The organism is Streptomyces sp. NPDC057428, assembly GCF_042803195.1.
GTDB lineage: Bacteria > Actinomycetota > Actinomycetes > Streptomycetales > Streptomycetaceae > Streptomyces.
The window spans coordinates 1-16,041 of record NZ_JBHVCT010000114.1; the positions used below are offsets into that span (position 1 = coordinate 1).

Genomic DNA, 16,041 nt, shown 5'->3' on the forward strand with positions numbered 1-16,041 from the left:
GTGCCGGCCGGCACCCGCCCCTCACACGTGTTCGCCCCCCGGCACCCTCAGGGAGTGGCCATCTCGAACCACACGACCTTGCCCGTGGAGAGCCGGGTCGCCCCCCACCGCCTGGCCAGCCGGTTGACCAGGAAGAGCCCGCGCCCGCCCTCGTCGGTCTCCCGCGCCCGCCGCTGCCTGGGCAGCTGCGGGGCGTCGTCCCCGACCTCGCACCGCAGGATGTCCGTACGCAGCAGCCGCAGCGTCACCGGACGCTCCGCGTAGCGCACGGCGTTGGTCACCACCTCGCTGACCAGGAGCTCCACCTCGTCGGAGATGTCGTCCAGACCCCAGCGGCTCAGCGCCCTGCGCGCCAGCCTGCGGGCCCGTCCGGGCGCCGCGTCCTCGGGCTCCAGATACCAGTAGGCGACGTCACTCGGCGCGATCCCGTCGAACCGGGCGGCCAGCAGCGCGATGTCGTCGTCCCGGTCACCCGGGCCGAGCATGTCCAGGACGTCGTCGCAGAGCGCCTCCAGGGGCGGCGAGTGGTCCGGCCCGGTCAGCTGCGCGGTGGCCGCCAGCCGCTCCCGCAGTATCTCGATGCCCGTCCACACGTCCCGCATCCGGGACTCCACCAGGCCGTCCGTGTAGAGGAGCAGCGTGGCGCCCGCGGGCGCGTCCAGCTCGACGGCCTCGAAGTCGACCCCGCCGACGCCGATCGGTGCCCCCGGGGGCACCTTCAGCACCTCGGCCCGGCCGCCCAGGTGGAGCAGCACGGGCGGCGGGTGGCCGGCGTTGGCGATGGTGATCCGGTGCGCGACGGGGTCGTACACCGCGTACATGCAGGTCGCCATGCGGTCGCTGCCGAGCCGCTGCGCCTGCTCGTCCAGGTGGTGCAGCACCTCCTGCGGCGGCAGGTCGAGGCCGGCGAGGGTCTGGGCGGTGGTGCGCAGCTGGCCCATGATCGCCGCGGACGTCATGGAGTGGCCCATCACGTCGCCCACGACCAGAGCGACCCTGCTGCCCGGCAGCGGGATCGCGTCGTACCAGTCGCCGCCCACGCGGGCCGTCTCGGCGGCCGGGAGGTAGCGCGACGCCAGACGCACACCCGTCGGCTGGGGCAGGGAGTCCGGCAGCATCGTGCGCTGCAGTTCGTCGGCGATGTAGGCCTCGCGGCCGTACAGCACGGCCTTGTCGATGCCCAGTGCGGTGTGCGTGGCCAGCTGGGCCGCGACCAGGAGGTCGTTGGCCTCGAACGGCGGGCGGTCCGTACCGCGCAGGAACACCGCGGCGCCGATGACCCGGCGCCGGCCGCGCAGAGGGGCCAGGATCGCGCGGTGCCCGGTGGGCACCGTCCGCCCCGCGCCCAGCAGTTCGGGCAGCGCGACACGGGCGGCGGCCGAGTCGCCGAAGACCGGCCGCACCCCGCGCAGCACCTCGGCGAGTGCGCCGCCCGCCTGGATCTCGCAGAGGTCGGCCGCCGGCATCAGCCCGGCCTGCGGGTCGGTCACGGGCAGCCGCAGCCGGTCGCCCTCCGGGCCGCCCTCGCTCTCCTCGTCGGCCAGCCGCAGCCTGTCGGTGCGCCGCAGCCGCAGCACGAACGGGGTGACCGGCCGCTCGTCGCCCACCGGGAGCGGATCACGGAGGTAGACGAGTATGGCGTCGGAGAACGTGGGCACACTCGCCCTGCAGAGTCCGAGCACGATCTCGTCGAGGTCTATGCCCCGGGCGATCCGGCGAGTCGCGGCGCCGACGAAACGCAGCCGGTCACCCTCGCGCCGGGCGACCGTCTGGGTGTCGGCGGCGGATGCCACGGATTCCGCGGACGTGGGATTCGGTACGGCGTGCTGGGTCGCCGTCCCCGGCGAGGGGCCGGGGATCGCGGCAGTGGCAGCGGCACCCGGCGGGCCCTCCTGCTGCCGGGGCCGGGCGCGCTCCTGCGGCCGGGCAGCGAGCGGCTGCCGGCCTTCGTGGGAGGTGGGATGCTCCGTCACGCGTGGGATTCCGTCCGTCCGGGCCGGTTGTATGAGGCGATCACACTCGCCTCAGGGGTGTGCGCCACTGTGCCCCGGCAAGAGCGGTGAGAACAACGACTGTCACCGGGTGCCCCAGAAAACGGGGCCGAAACCGAACGGCCGACCGGGGGGCCGACACGAGGTCTTCCGGCGACGGGGCAGCGGACAGCGAACACGTCTCCACCCCCTCGTAGTGGTTCGTGCTACCGCACGGCAGCCCGGGTCGGTTGCCCGTGCTGCTCGTGCGACATGTGCGGTGACTGGTGGTCAGGTGCGGGACCGGTTACGCCGGTTGTGACGCGACGGCCGGTGGAACGGTTCACCGGAAGGAGATCCTACGGTTGCCCCCCGGGGATGAATCAAGGGTCTCACGACGGGCTGGGCGCGGGGGTGCGGTCCCAGTCATCCGGCAGCGGCGGGACCTGCCACCGGGGGTCGGGCCGCCAATGCTCCCAGCCGTCACTGAAGGGTGCGCCCCAGTGCTGGATCACCTCGACGGCCGCGAGACCGGCCTCGCGCACCCGCCGGGCGGTGGGGGCGTCCATCAGCCCGACGCGCTGCGCCTGGGCGAACTCGTCCTCGTCGAGCCATTCCCAGCTGTGGTCGGGCCGGACGGAGATGTCGAGGAAGTGATCCTGTGAATCGACTCCTCCGGACCAGCGCGACCGGGGCTCCTCCAAATTGACGTACCAGTTGCGGAAGAGCCAGCCACGGTCCCAGAACAGCCAGACCGACCAGGGGTCACCGGGCCGGGCGAGTTTCAGCACGCCCGAGCCGAACCAGCGGGAGCGCACGGTCGTGCGCGGGCGCGTGTAGCGCGTGGCGAGCGGCTCGGCGTGCACCTGGGTGCCGTCGGCGAGCACCGGCCTCACGCATTCGGTGCCGGACGCCATCCACACGGCGAGCAGCTCCTCCGTGTCCTGCACGACGGTGACCGGCCGGCAGATGTGCACCCCTCCGGTGCCGCCGCCCCCGCCAGGGTGCCCGTTGTCCCGGTAGCGCCAGAGGATCCTGTCCCCCGGTGCCCAGCGTCCGCCGTCCCCCGCACCTGCCCCGGTGCCTGCTCCCGTACCCGCTTCCGTCGTCGTCATGAAGAGATCTTAGGGACGCGCCAGCCCGGCCGCCGCGTTACACGTCACGGCCGGGCCGTACGCGACACGCCGGGACGTGTCACGGCCGGGTCATACGCAACACGTCCAGGGCCGCGTCGAGCTGCTCCAGCGTCAGGTCGCCGCGTTCGACGTACCCGCCGGCCAGCACCGTCTCGCGGATGGTCGTGCCGTCGGCCAGGGACTTCTTGGCGACCTTCGCCGCCTCCTCGTAGCCGATGTACTTGTTCAGCGGGGTCACGACCGAGGGGGAGGACTCCGCGTAGTACCGGGCCCGCTCCACGTTGGCCGTGACGCCGTCGACCGTGCGGTCGGCGAGCAGCCGCGAGGCGTTCGTGAGCAGCCGGACGGACTCCAGGAGGTTCTTCGCGATCACCGGCAGCATCACGTTGAGCTCGAAGTTGCCCGCCGCCCCCGCGACGGCGACCGTGGCGTCGTTGCCCGTCACCTGGGCGGCGACCATCAGTACGGCCTCCGGGATCACCGGGTTGACCTTGCCCGGCATGATCGACGAGCCGGGCTGGAGGTCGGGCAGGCTGATCTCGGCGAGGCCCGTGCGGGGCCCGGACGCCATCCAGCGGAGGTCGTTGGAGATCTTGGTGAGGGACACGGCGAGCGTACGGAGCTGCCCCGACGTCTCGACGAGCCCGTCCCTGGCCCCCTGTGCCTCGAAGTGGTTGCGGGCCTCGGTGAGGGGCAGCCCGGTGGCGCGTGCGACCTCGGCGATCACCGCGGCCGAGAAGCCGGGCGGCGTGTTGATACCGGTGCCCACCGCCGTGCCGCCCAGAGGGAGTTCGGCGAGGCGGGGGAGCGAGGCCTGCAGCCGCTCGACGCCGTAGCGGATCTGCGCCGCGTAGCCGCCGAACTCCTGGCCGAGGGTGACGGGCGTGGCGTCCATCAGATGCGTGCGGCCCGACTTCACGACATCTGCGAATTCGGCCGATTTCCGCTCCAGGGTCTCGGCCAGATGTTCGAGTGCGGGGATCAGATCGGCGGTGACGGCCGCGGTCGCCGCGATGTGGATCGACGACGGGAAGACGTCGTTCGACGACTGCGAGGCGTTGACGTGGTCGTTCGGGTGCACCTCGCGCCCGAGCCGCTCGGTGGCGAGCGTGGCCACGACCTCGTTGGTGTTCATGTTGGAGGACGTGCCGGAACCCGTCTGGAACACGTCGACGGGGAAGTGTTCGTCCCAGCGCCCCGACACCACCTCGGCGGCGGCCTCCTGGATCGCGTCCGCGATGTCCGGGTCCAGCACCTTCAGCTCCGCGTTGACCTTCGCCGCGGCGGCCTTGATCCGGGCCAGGGCCTCGATGTGGGCCCGTTCGAGACGCTGCCCCGAGATGGGGAAGTTCTCCACCGCGCGCTGGGTCTGTGCCCGCCATTTCGCGTGCGCGGGCACTCTCACCTCGCCCATCGAGTCGTGCTCGACGCGGTACTGCGGTTCCTCGGTCGATCCGTCCATGGTGTTCAAACCTCCTGCTGGAGATGAGCACGCGGGCCGTTCCGCGTATTCCCGGAGCGCGGTCCGCTCCCGGAGAGCCCGTCGGCAGAGGGAATCCGCGGGGCCGGCCGGTCCGGCGCGGCGGAGCGCCCTCGGCCGCGCCGGGCCCGCCGGACCGCCACGGGGGCGCCCGGCGGGTGGCCGGGCGCCCCTGGAAGGGCCGGGACGGTCAGCCGAGGCCAGGGCCGCGGACCGGGATGCTGGTGAACGTCGGGGCGGCAGCGGGCTCGGTGAAGAAGTCGTTGCCCTTGTCGTCGACCACGACGAACGCGGGGAAGTCCTCGACCTCGATCCGCCAGACCGCCTCCATGCCGAGCTCCTCGTACTCGACGACCTCGACCTTCTTGATGCAGTCCTGGGCGAGCCGCGCCGCGGGTCCGCCGATCGAGCCGAGGTAGAAACCGCCGTGCGCGCCGCACGCGTCCGTGACCTGCTTGGACCGGTTGCCCTTGGCGAGCATCACCTTGGAGCCGCCCGCCGCCTGGAACTGCGCGACGTAACTGTCCATGCGGCCGGCGGTCGTCGGGCCGAAGGAGCCGGAGGCGTAGCCCTCGGGCGTCTTCGCGGGGCCCGCGTAGTACACCGGGTGGTCCTTGAGGTACTGCGGCATCTCCTCGCCCGCGTCGAGCCGCTCCTTGATCTTGGCGTGCGCGATGTCGCGCGCCACGACCAGCGGGCCGGTCAGCGAGAGCCGGGTCTTGACCGGGTACTTGGTGAGCTCGGCGAGGATCTCGTCCATGGGCCGGTTGAGGTCGATCCTGACCACGTCGCCGGCCTCGTCGAGGTGCTCGTCGGTGGTGTCCGGCAGGAAGCGCGCCGGGTCCTTCTCCAGCTGCTCCAGGAAGACGCCCTCCGCGGTGATCTTCGCGGTCGCCTGGCGGTCGGCCGAGCAGGAGACGGCGATGGCGACGGGGAGCGAGGCGCCGTGCCGCGGCAGGCGCACCACGCGCACGTCGTGGCAGAAGTACTTGCCGCCGAACTGGGCACCGATGCCGATCTTCTGCGTCAGCTCGAAGACCTTCTCCTCCAGATCCTTGTCCCGGAAACCGTGGCCGGTCGGGGAACCCTCGGCGGGAAGTTCGTCGAGGTAGTGCGCGGAGGCGTACTTCGCGGTCTTCAGCGCGAACTCGGCCGACGTGCCGCCGACGACGATCGCCAGGTGGTAGGGCGGACAGGCCGCCGTACCCAGCGAACGGATCTTCCCCTCCAGGAACTTCATCATGGAGGCCTCGTTGAGGACCGCCTTCGTCTCCTGGTAGAGGAACGACTTGTTGGCCGAGCCGCCGCCCTTCGCCATGAAGAGGAACTTGTATGCACCGCCGTCGGTCGCGTACAGCTCGATCTGCGCGGGCAGGTTGGAGCCGGTGTTCTTCTCGTCCCACATGGTCAGCGGGGCCATCTGCGAATAGCGCAGGTTCAGCTTCGTGTAGGCGTCGAAGATGCCGTGCGAAAGGGCCTCCTCGTCGCCGCCCTCGGTGAGGACGTTCTGCCCGCGCTTGCCCATGACGATCGCCGTGCCGGTGTCCTGGCACATCGGCAGGACGCCCGCGGCGGCGATGTTCGCGTTCTTCAGGAGGTCCAGCGCGACGAACTTGTCGTTGGAGGAGGCCTCGGGGTCGTCCACGATCCGCCGCAGCTGCGCCAGGTGGGCCGGCCGCAGGTAGTGCGAGATGTCGTGCATGGCCTCGGCGGCGAGCGTGCGCAGGGCTTCCGGGGCCACCTTGAGGAACGTACGGCCGTCGGCCTCGAAGGTCGAGACGCCCTCGGCGGTCACCAGCCGGTACGGCGTGGTGTCCTCTCCCAGCGGGAGCAGATCGGAATACGCAAACTCTGGCATTACGGCCATTCCTCACTCGGCGACAGCGGCTGACCTCCCTTGGGCAGCGCATCCACCAGGGTAGAGCGCCACAACGGTGGCGATCCTGTGGGGTAAGGCTCACCCGGACTGCCGGATCCGGGCCCGGTTTCGCGGCAGGGCCGGAGAGGCACTGGTCGCGATCTATCGCGTTTCGGTACGCTTGGGCGGTGGACCTCGAAAAGCAGCCCCAGCAGCCCGTCGCTCCGGCCGGTCCCGCGCCCGCCGGAATCCGCGCATCCGACGCGGACCGCGACCGGATCGCGGACATCCTGCGGGAGGCCATGGCCGAGGGCCGGCTCACCGCCGAGGAGCACGCCGAGCGGGTCGACCTCGTCTACCGGGCCAAGACCGTCGGTGAACTCGAGCCGCTGGTACAGGATCTCCCCGCGCAGGGCGGGACGAGCCGCCTCGACGCCTCGCCGTACGGCTACGGCCCCGACGCGGCCACCGGGGCCGCCGAGAACCTGGTGGCGGTCTTCAGCAGCTCCACCCGCAGGGGCCGTTGGCGTGTGGGCGGCCGCACGAACGCCTTCTCCCTGTTCGGAAGCGTCGAAATAGACCTCACCGAGGCGCTTTTCGGCCAGCGCCTGACCGTCATCAATGCGACGTCCATCTTCGGCAGCGTCGATATCAAGGTGCCGGAGAACATCTCGTTGCGCGGCAGTGGGACGGGCATCTTCGGTAATTTCGAGGTCGACACACTGGAATCCACCGACCCGGAAGCACCTGTGGTCGTGGTGAACGGCTATTCCGTATTCGGGAGCGTCGAGGCGAAGCCCAAGCGCGGCAAGCTCATCGCCAACCTCCACCAGCAATTGCGCAAACACCTGGGTCACTGACACCGGCCGGCCGGAACAGCACCAGTTCCGGCCATGCGTTGACGAGGCGTTCCGGCGGCGGTCCAAGTGGGAACCACTCAGTGCATAGGGGTGTGTACAGCGGGTAGGGAGTGCTGTACCGCCTCTCGCTCACGAAGCCCAAGCCGTCGTCAGGAGTGGACCGTGCTGCATTTGCCGCATCAGCCCCTGCAGGTCGCCGCCGTGCCCACCCGGCGCACCCCCGCGCGGGAGGACGAGGCGGGGCCCTGGCACTCGGAGGCGGTGTGCCGCCGGGACGAAGCCGGGCTGTTCTTCGCCCCGTCGAAGGAACCGACTGCCGCCCGGCTCTCCCGCGAGGAGGCGGCGAAACAGGTCTGTGCGAGATGCCCGGTCATGGTGGAGTGCCGGGAACACGCACTCGTCCAGCCCGAGCCCTACGGCGTGTGGGGCGGTCTCACCGCCGCCGAGCGCCGTGTGGTGCTCGCCCGGCGCCGCAGGCGGGACATCGAGTTGAAGGCCGGCGCCCCGGGCGAGCGCATAGCCGCTGCGGGCTGAATCCCTCGTGTACGCGAGGTGGGGTGGCCCGGCCGGGCCACCCCACCATGACACGGCCTACTTGGCCCGGTCGAAGTCGATCGCACTGTAGGCGCGCAGCTTCGAGAGCCGGTGCGTCGAGTCGATCCGGCGGATCGTGCCGGACTTGGACCGCATCACCAGGGAGTCGGTGGTGGCCGTCTCCGCGCGGTACCGCACACCGCGCAGCAGTTCACCGTCGGTGATCCCGGTGGCGACGAAGAAGACGTTGTCCCCGCTCACGAGGTCGTCCGTCGACAGCACGCGGTCGAGGTCGTGACCCGCGTCCAGCGCCCGCTGCCGCTCGGCCTCGTCCTTGGGCCAGAGCTTGCCCTGGATGACGCCGCCCAGGCACTTTATGGCGCACGCCGAGATGATCCCCTCGGGGGTGCCGCCGATGCCCATGAGCAGGTCGACACCGGTGCCCTCGCGCGCTGCCATGATCGACCCGGCGACGTCGCCGTCGGAGATGAACTTGATCCGGGCGCCCGTCTCCCGGATCTCCCGCACCATGTTCTCGTGCCGGGGGCGGTCCAGGATGACGACCGTGACGTCCTCGGGGGTCGAGTTCTTGGCCTTGGCGACGCGCCGGATGTTCACGGACACGGGCGCGTTGATGTCGACGAAGTCCGCCGCCTCCGGGCCGGTGACCAGTTTGTCCATGTAGAAGACGGCGGACGGGTCGAACATCGCGCCGCGGTCGGCGGCCGCCAGCACCGCGATGGCGTTGGGCATGCCCTTGGCGTTGAGCGTGGTGCCGTCGATCGGGTCGACGGCGATGTCGACCTCGGCCCCGGTGCCGTCGCCGACGCGCTCGCCGTTGAACAGCATGGGCGCTTCGTCCTTCTCGCCCTCACCGATGACGACGATGCCGTTCATCGAGACGGTGGAGACGAGCGTGCGCATGGCTTTCACCGCGGCGCCGTCGGCGCCGATCTTGTCGCCGCGGCCGACCCATCGCCCGGCGGCCATGGCGGCGGCCTCGGTGACCCGGACCAGCTCCAGGGCCAGGTTGCGGTCGGGGGCCTCCGGGGAGACCTCGAGCTGGGACGGCAGATGATGCTCGGACATCGGAGCGCACCTTTCTGTACGACGACGACCGGAAATGAGGGTGCTGTGACTCTATCGGTAGGTCGATAAAATGAGCAGGGCGGGTCACGGATGAGCGGATGCCTCCTTGCCCGGCATGCGGACGCCCCCTCGCGGGCCGTCCGGAGGCGCATGCCACCATTGAGTCCGTGGCAAGCAAGCGAGGCAAGCAGACCGTCCGGGACATGTTCCTGTCGATGCTCGTGATCACCGCAGTGGCGGGGGTCGTCTACATCTTCATTCCGCACGACGAGAAGGCCGACCCGGTCAAGTCGGTCGACTACCGGGTGGAGCTGGCTACGGCACGTCGCGCCGCGCCGTACCCCGTGGTGGCTCCCCACGGCCTGGCCAAGGGCTGGAAGCCGACCTCGGTGTCGTACGAGGGGCAGAACGGCTCCGGCTGGCACCTCGGCTTCCTCGACCCGGACAAGAAGTACGTCGCGGTGGAGCAGTCCACGAGCCCGGCCCGCAAGTACGTCCCCGAGGTCAGCCAGGACGCCCGGAACACCGGGCGCACGCGCGAGGTCGCCGGCAAGGCGTGGCAGGTCTGGGAGGGCTCCAAGTACGACGCGCTCGTGCTGCACGCCGACGGCGTCACCACCGTGGTCACGGGCTCGGCACCGGCGGACCGCCTCGCCGAGATGGCCACCGCACTGCGGACCGCAGCCCCGGAAGCCACCAAGACCCCCTGACGGCGACGCCGCACCGAGCCGCACGCGGAAACCCCGCAGCGCCAGGCGCTGCGGGGACTCTCTCGGCCAGGCGTGCGAGGGCCGGATCGCCTCCTGGGGGCGCGCCGCCCGCGACAGGGAGTCCGCTGACCCGTCGGCGGCGGTGGAGTCCCCGGGCCGTGCGCGGGCGCGCGGCCCGCTCAGGCCGCGCCGTCGCCGCCCTCGCCGGACTCCTCCGGGTGCGCAAGCGCCGCGTCCAGCCGGGCCCGCGCGCCTTCCAGCCACCGACGGCACACCTTCGCCAGCTCCTCGCCGCGCTCCCAGAGGGCCAGCGACTCCTCCAGCGTCGTGCCGCCCGCCTCCAGGCGGCGTACGACCTCGATCAGCTCGTCCCGCGCCTGCTCGTACCCGAGCGTGCCCGTCGCGGCAGCCGCCGTCGTCCCGTCGTCCGTCATACCGACCACCCTATGCGGGGGGTCCGACGATCCCGGCCCTTCACTCCGCCACCCGTACCGTGAACTCGCCCTCGGACACCCGCGCCCGCAGCTTGTCGCCCGGCGCCCCGGCATCGGCGGGGGAGCGCACCACATGGCCGTCCGGCCGCTGCAGCACCGCGTATCCCCGCTCCAGGGTCGCCGCCGGCGACAGCGCGACCACCCGGGCCCTGGTGTGGGCGAGCTCCGAGTCGGCGCGGTCCAGCAGATGCCCCAGCACCCGGCGGCTGCGCCCCACCAGGGCGTCGATCTCGGAGGCCCGCTCGTCCACCATGCGGTGCGGGCGCTCCATCGACGACCGGCCCAGCGCGTGCGCCAGCCCCCGCTCCTCCCGCTCGATCAGCCCCCGCACCGTCCGCAGCGCCCGGTCCCGCAACTGCTGCACACGGTCCAGCTCCTCGCCGACGTCCGGCACGACCTTCTTCGCCGCGTCCGTCGGCGTCGACGCACGCAGGTCGGCGACCAGGTCGAGCAGCGGCGAGTCCGGCTCGTGTCCGATCGCGGAGACCACCGGCGTACGGCACGCGGCCACCGTCCGGATCAGCTCCTCGTCGGAGAACGGCAGGAGGTCCTCCACGCTGCCGCCGCCACGGGCGACCACGATCACGTCGACGTCCGGCATCCCGTCCAGCTCCTTGACCGCCTGGACCACCTGATTCACCGCGTGCACCCCCTGCACCGCCGTGTTGCGCACCTCGAAGCGCACGGCGGGCCAGCGCCGCCTGGCGTTCTCCAGCACATCGCGCTCCGCCGCCGACGCGCGCCCGCAGACCAGGCCGACCAGCTGCGGCAGGAAGGGCAGCGGCTTCTTACGGTCCAGGGCGAACAGCCCCTCGGCGGCCAGCGACTTCCTCAACTGCTCCAGCCGCACCAGCAGCTCACCGATACCGACCGGCCGTATCTCCGTGGCCCGCAGGGACAACTGCCCCCGTGGGGCGTACCACTCCGGCTTGGCGAGCACGACGACCCGCGCGCCCTCCGTCACCACGTCCGCGATCCGGTCGAAGACCTGGCGGAAGCAGGTCACGCTCACCGAGATGTCGTGCGACGGGTCGCGCAGCGTCAGGAACACCACCCCGGCGCCCGGGCGGCGCGACAGCTGGGTGATCTGCCCCTCGACCCAGACGGCGCCGAGCCGGTCGATCCACCCGCCGATCAGCCGCGACACGTCGCCTACGGGCAGCGGGGCTTCCGGGGACGTAGTGAGAGCCATACGGGCGAGCGTATCGGCCGGTACCGACAATCAGGCGCCCCGCCGCCCCCACTGCACCGCCAGCACCACGAGCCCGATCCCGAGCCAGCACAACCCCACCAGCTGCGCACTCGTCGTCGCCTCCAGGATCACCGCGACAAGTACGCCCGCCCCCACCACCGGCATCAGCACATGGCGCCACCAGCTCGGCGGTCCTTCCATGCGGCGTACGACGAACCAGCCCACCACCGAGGCGTGCAGCAGCACGAACGCCGTGAGCGCGCCGACATTCACCACCGACACCAGATGGTCGAGCCCGTCGTCGCGCCTGGCCGCCCACACCGCCGCCACCAGCGTCACCACCGCCGCGCACGTGATCGCCACGCGCGGCACCCCGGACCCGGTGTCCACCTGGGACAGCGCCGAGGGCAGGCGCCGCCCCCTGGCCATCGCGAACAGCAGCCGCCCGGCAGCGGCCTGTCCGGCCAGAGCGGCGAAGGCCGCGCCGATCGCCTTGCTCGCGGCGACCAGGTCGTGCAGCCAGGTGCCGACCGAGGCGTCAACCGTGTCGTAGAAGGCGGACCCCTGCTTCACCGGATCCGCCGCGAGCTCCGCGGAGGAGACCGGTTCCAGCAGCCCGGCCAGATACGTCTGGACGATGAACAGCACCCCGGCCAGAACCAGGCAGAACAGCACCGCCCGCGCCACCTTGGCCGATCCGCCCGTCACCTCCTCGGCGAACGAGGCGATCGCGTCGAATCCCAGGTACGACAGCACCGCGACCGACACCGCCCCCAGGATCGCCGTCGTCGAGAACCCACCGTCCCCGGTGAGCGGTGTCAGCCAGCCGCGCTGCGCCCCGTCCCTGACCAGCACGACCACGGCCGACACCACGAAGACCAGCAGCACCACGATCTCCATGGCGAGCACCGCGAACCCCACCCGGGCCGCCGCCCGTACGCCCCAGAGGTTGAGCAGGGTCGTCACGACGACCGCGATGGCCGTCCACACCCACCGCGACACCTCCGGGACCAGCGCGTTCATCGCGATCCCGGAGAAGAGGTAGGCGACCGCCGGGATGAGCAGGTAGTCGAGCATCGCCATCCAGCCGGCGATGAACCCGGGCCCCTCCCCGAGCCCCTTCCGGGCGTACGCGAAGACCGAGCCGGCGAGCGGGGCGACACGGACCATCTGGGCGTAGCTGAATGCGGTGAAGGCCATCACGACCGTCGCCACGAGGTACACCAGCGCCACGGCCCCGTCGGACTTGGCGTCCAGGGTGCCGAACACGCCGACCGGGGCCATCGGGGCGATGAACAGCAGGCCGTAGACCACCAGGTCCCGGAACCCGAGTGTGCGCCGCAGCCTTCCCTCTTCCGTGCTGCTGCCGCTGCCCGCCATGTAGCCTCCGTCGCTGGATTGCGTACGCATCAGTCTCCCGACCCCGTCGAACCGGCGCCTGTTCGGTACGGCCTTACGATGGGACGCATGACTGCAACGCCCAGCCCGTCACCCGCCTCCGCCCCGAGCGGCGGCGCTCCGCGCAGCAGTGACGAACGCCGTGTCCTGCTCGCCGCGCCCCGTGGCTACTGCGCGGGCGTGGACCGTGCCGTGATCGCCGTCGAGAAGGCCCTGGAGCAGTACGGGGCCCCGATCTACGTCCGCCACGAGATCGTGCACAACAAGTACGTCGTGCAAACCCTCGAGAAGAAGGGCGCGATCTTCGTCGACGTGACCGCGGAGGTGCCCGAGGGCTCCATCGTGATGTTCTCCGCGCACGGCGTCGCCCCGACGGTCCACGCCGAGGCCGCCGAGCGCAAGCTCGCCACGATCGACGCGACGTGCCCCCTGGTGACCAAGGTCCACAAGGAAGCCGTGCGCTACGCCAAGGAGGACTACGACATCCTCCTGATCGGCCACGAGGGCCACGAGGAGGTCATCGGCACGAGCGGCGAGGCCCCCGACCACATCACCCTGGTCGACGGACCCGAGGACGTGGCCAACGTCGAGGTCCGCGACGAGTCGAAGGTCGTCTGGCTGTCCCAGACCACGCTCTCCGTCGACGAGACGATGGAGACGGTCGGCGCCCTCAAGAGCAAGTTCCCGAACCTCCTCTCCCCGCCGAGCGACGACATCTGCTACGCCACGCAGAACCGCCAGGTCGCGGTGAAGAAGCTGGCCGAGGACGCCGATCTGGTCATCGTCGTCGGCTCGAAGAACTCCTCCAACTCGATCCGCATGGTCGAGGTCGCCCTGGACGCCGGTGCGCCGGCCGCCCACCTGGTCGACTTCGCCTCCGAGATCGACGAGGCATGGCTGGAGGGCGTCACCACGGTCGGCCTCACCTCGGGTGCATCGGTGCCCGACGTCCTGGTCGACGGTGTCCTCGAATGGCTCGGCGAGCGGGGTTACGCGGACGTCGAGACGGTGAAGACCGCCGACGAGTCGATCACCTTCTCGCTGCCCAAGGAGCTCCGGCGCGACCTGCGCGCCGAGGCCGCCGCACTCTCCGCGGAGTGATGACGCGGGTGCGCCCGCCCGCCACCGTGCGGGCGGACGCACGCCCCGCGCCGTATGACCGGGCGTGCCCTCCCTGCCGCCCCTCCGGTGCGTGATCCGCGCCACCTGCCCGTACCGTGGATCCCATGGAGATCTTCGGTGTGGATATCGGTGGTTCAGGGATCAAGGGTGCGCCCGTGGACCTGGACCGCGGAGAGCTGGCGCAGGAGCGCCACAAGGTTTTGACACCCCACCCGGCAACGCCCGAGAGCGTGGCCGACGGCGTGGCCGAGGTGGTGGGCCACTTCGACTGGCAGGGGCCGGTCGGCATCACGTTCCCCGGAGTCGTCACGGGCGGCATCACCAGGACCGCGGCCAACGTGGACAAGGGCTGGATCGACACGGACGCCCGGGCGCTGCTCACCGAACGCATCGGCCGGAGCGTCACCATCCTGAACGACGCCGACGCGGCGGGCATCGCCGAGATGACCTTCGGCGCGGGCAAGGACCGCAAGGGCACGGTGATCGTGCTGACCCTCGGTACGGGCATCGGCAGCGCGGTCTTCACCGACGGGCACCTCGTCCCCAACACCGAGCTCGGCCACCTGGAACTGCACGGCCACGACGCCGAGAAGCGCGCCTCCACCAAGGCCAAGGAGGACGAGGACCTCAGCTGGGCCCACTGGGCGCACCGGGTGCAGAAGTACCTGGTCCACGTGGAGATGCTGTTCTCGCCCGAGCTCTTCATCATCGGCGGGGGAGTCAGCCGCAAGGCCGAGAAGTTCCTGCCGCTGATCGAGCACGTACGCGCCGAGCTCGTCCCGGCGCAGCTGCAGAACAACGCGGGCATCGTCGGCGCCGCGATGGCCGCCGCGGGCAAGTAGTCCTACGCGCGGGGGCGGCGTGCGCTCCGGTCGGCCCTGACCAGGTGGCGCTGCCGCTCCCGCATCTGACGGATCTTCCGCACGGTGGCGATGAGGCCCGCGACCAGCGTGCCGCCGTACAGCCAGCCCGCGTGCACGGCCAGCGCGGTGACGACGGCCATCGTCTGCCCGCCGAAGCCGCCGGTGCCCCCGGCGACGGGGATCACGCCGACGGCGAAGGCGATCGGCACGATGATGGGGGCCGTCACCAGGTCGGCCGGCCGCACCCACAGGGCGGTCAGGGCGCTGACCGGCAGGAAGAGCACTCCGTACACGATCTCCGAACTGCCGAGGAGCAGCCGGTCCAGGCAGGCCAGCAGGAACATGGCCAGGGCCGCGAAGAGACCGGCGCCGATGCCGGTCAGCCGCGGATTCGGGAACCGGCGCAGCGCCAGCACCACGGGTGCGACGCGGCCCGGACGACGGCCGGGCACGGGCCCGGATGCGGGCGCCGGGGCGACCGCCACCGAGACCGGGTAGCCGGACGGAGCCTCGCCGAGGCCGTCGGCCGGGCCGGGAGTGACCTGCTGGGGCTGCCTGCGCTGCGGGGTACGAGTCCTGTGCTGCTCCACCCCGACAACCTAGGTCTCGGCCCGGGTCCTTTCGGGCGTTGGACACGCGTTTTGGTCGACCTTGGCGTTGCGTTCGATCCCGCACGGCCGAAACACCACCGTTCGGCCCCGCACCCGTGACCGGGAGGGTGCCGCCTCCGCTCCCCGGACAGCTCCCCGCCCCCGCACCCGTGACTGCGCGCCCGGCCCCGCCCGTAAACTGGAGAATCGGGTCACCAGCCCCGGCCCTCCCGCACAGCCCCTTCTCCTCACTCCAGGAAGTCGCCAAAGTGTCGCTCACGATCGGGACGGTGAGCCTTGAGCGCAAACTTGGGGCATGGCGATCGTGGTGATGACCTTCTTCCTGCGGACGCGCCGGCGATGCCGAGCTGTCGGCGGCTGAATCCTAGGATTCAGCCGCCGCCGACACGAGTTCGCGCATAAACATTCGACGCTTCACCGCACCACTGCTGGCTCTGCAGGTGCGGCTCACGCCAACCGGTGGCGCCTCCGTGTGCAGGGCGCAGAGCGGATCGCCGGAGGCATCTGCGGGCCGGCGCACACCAGCCAACAACGGCTACACCACTCCAAGGGACGTCATCCACCATGGCGAAGGCGTACTCCCGCACTCCAGCCACTTCAACCCGGCGACGACCGAAGCCTGCGCCAGTTACCCGGGTTCCGCAGCTCAGTGGGTGTCCGATGAGTCGAATTGGGCATCAGCGCAGGTCAGCGAGTTTCGGCTAGTGGCGGGAGCCGGTATCGC

At 71.2% G+C, this 16,041-nt stretch carries 14 protein-coding genes; 5 read left to right on the forward strand and 9 right to left on the reverse strand.

All coding sequences use genetic code 11. The features are described 5' to 3' along the window. Positions 1 to 47: 47 nt before the first annotated feature. The 4 genes from ACFU5K_RS28490 to ACFU5K_RS28505 form a co-directional block, all read right to left on the reverse strand. Positions 48 to 1,973, reverse strand: a complete 1,926-nt coding sequence (locus tag ACFU5K_RS28490; RefSeq protein WP_384066693.1) for a SpoIIE family protein phosphatase — start codon at positions 1,971 to 1,973, stop codon at positions 48 to 50. Between the two features lie 389 nt (positions 1,974 to 2,362). Further along, a complete protein-coding gene (locus tag ACFU5K_RS28495) occupies positions 2,363 to 3,085 on the reverse strand; it encodes a DUF402 domain-containing protein (protein WP_384066695.1) in 723 nt (240 codons plus the stop codon). A 79-nt stretch (positions 3,086 to 3,164) separates the two neighbouring features. Then, complete coding sequence (locus tag ACFU5K_RS28500) at positions 3,165 to 4,568, reverse strand: class II fumarate hydratase (RefSeq protein WP_384066697.1); 1,404 nt, start codon at positions 4,566 to 4,568, stop codon at positions 3,165 to 3,167. 208 nt (positions 4,569 to 4,776) lie between these two features. Beyond that, positions 4,777 to 6,444 (reverse strand): fumarate hydratase, encoded by a 1,668-nt coding sequence (locus tag ACFU5K_RS28505; protein WP_384066699.1) that lies wholly within the window; start codon positions 6,442 to 6,444, stop codon positions 4,777 to 4,779. 188 nt (positions 6,445 to 6,632) lie between these two features. On the opposite strand from ACFU5K_RS28505, the gene ACFU5K_RS28510 reads away from it, so the two are divergent. Further along, a complete protein-coding gene (locus ACFU5K_RS28510; protein WP_384066701.1) occupies positions 6,633 to 7,304 on the forward strand; it encodes a DUF1707 domain-containing protein in 672 nt (223 codons plus the stop codon). A 162-nt stretch (positions 7,305 to 7,466) separates the two neighbouring features. Then, the gene (locus ACFU5K_RS28515; protein WP_384066703.1) at positions 7,467 to 7,838 is read left to right on the forward strand and encodes a WhiB family transcriptional regulator; all 372 of its coding nucleotides are present in this window, start codon (positions 7,467 to 7,469) and stop codon (positions 7,836 to 7,838) included. A 57-nt stretch (positions 7,839 to 7,895) separates the two neighbouring features. Here the strand turns inward: ACFU5K_RS28515 and glpX are convergent, their stop codons facing one another. Beyond that, on the reverse strand, positions 7,896 to 8,927 hold the full coding sequence (gene glpX, locus ACFU5K_RS28520) for a class II fructose-bisphosphatase (protein ID WP_327115125.1): 1,032 nt from the start codon (positions 8,925 to 8,927) through the stop codon (positions 7,896 to 7,898). Between the two features lie 167 nt (positions 8,928 to 9,094). On the opposite strand from glpX, the gene ACFU5K_RS28525 reads away from it, so the two are divergent. Next, positions 9,095 to 9,637 (forward strand): DUF4245 domain-containing protein, encoded by a 543-nt coding sequence (locus ACFU5K_RS28525; RefSeq protein WP_384066705.1) that lies wholly within the window; start codon positions 9,095 to 9,097, stop codon positions 9,635 to 9,637. A 179-nt stretch (positions 9,638 to 9,816) separates the two neighbouring features. Here ACFU5K_RS28525 and ACFU5K_RS28530 read toward each other — a convergent pair whose 3' ends face one another. From ACFU5K_RS28530 to ACFU5K_RS28540, 3 genes are read right to left on the reverse strand one after another with little or no spacing between them, the layout of a single operon-like run. Further along, on the reverse strand, positions 9,817 to 10,071 hold the full coding sequence (locus ACFU5K_RS28530) for an exodeoxyribonuclease VII small subunit (RefSeq protein ID WP_384066707.1): 255 nt from the start codon (positions 10,069 to 10,071) through the stop codon (positions 9,817 to 9,819). A gap of 40 nt (positions 10,072 to 10,111) precedes the next feature. Then, positions 10,112 to 11,323 (reverse strand): exodeoxyribonuclease VII large subunit, encoded by a 1,212-nt coding sequence (xseA, locus tag ACFU5K_RS28535; protein WP_384066709.1) that lies wholly within the window; start codon positions 11,321 to 11,323, stop codon positions 10,112 to 10,114. A gap of 30 nt (positions 11,324 to 11,353) precedes the next feature. Next, positions 11,354 to 12,703, reverse strand: a complete 1,350-nt coding sequence (locus ACFU5K_RS28540; RefSeq protein WP_384066716.1) for an APC family permease — start codon at positions 12,701 to 12,703, stop codon at positions 11,354 to 11,356. 78 nt (positions 12,704 to 12,781) lie between these two features. Here ACFU5K_RS28540 and ACFU5K_RS28545 point away from each other — a divergent pair, with 78 nt between their 5' ends. Continuing rightward, the gene (locus ACFU5K_RS28545) at positions 12,782 to 13,822 is read left to right on the forward strand and encodes a 4-hydroxy-3-methylbut-2-enyl diphosphate reductase (protein WP_384066711.1); all 1,041 of its coding nucleotides are present in this window, start codon (positions 12,782 to 12,784) and stop codon (positions 13,820 to 13,822) included. Positions 13,823 to 13,947: 125 nt separating this feature from the next. Beyond that, positions 13,948 to 14,685, forward strand: coding sequence for a polyphosphate--glucose phosphotransferase (gene ppgK, locus ACFU5K_RS28550; protein ID WP_384066713.1), 738 nt, complete (start codon positions 13,948 to 13,950; stop codon positions 14,683 to 14,685). A 2-nt stretch (positions 14,686 to 14,687) separates the two neighbouring features. Here ppgK and ACFU5K_RS28555 read toward each other — a convergent pair whose 3' ends face one another. Next, positions 14,688 to 15,296 (reverse strand): DUF6542 domain-containing protein, encoded by a 609-nt coding sequence (locus ACFU5K_RS28555; RefSeq protein ID WP_384066715.1) that lies wholly within the window; start codon positions 15,294 to 15,296, stop codon positions 14,688 to 14,690. Positions 15,297 to 16,041: the final 745 nt, after the last annotated feature.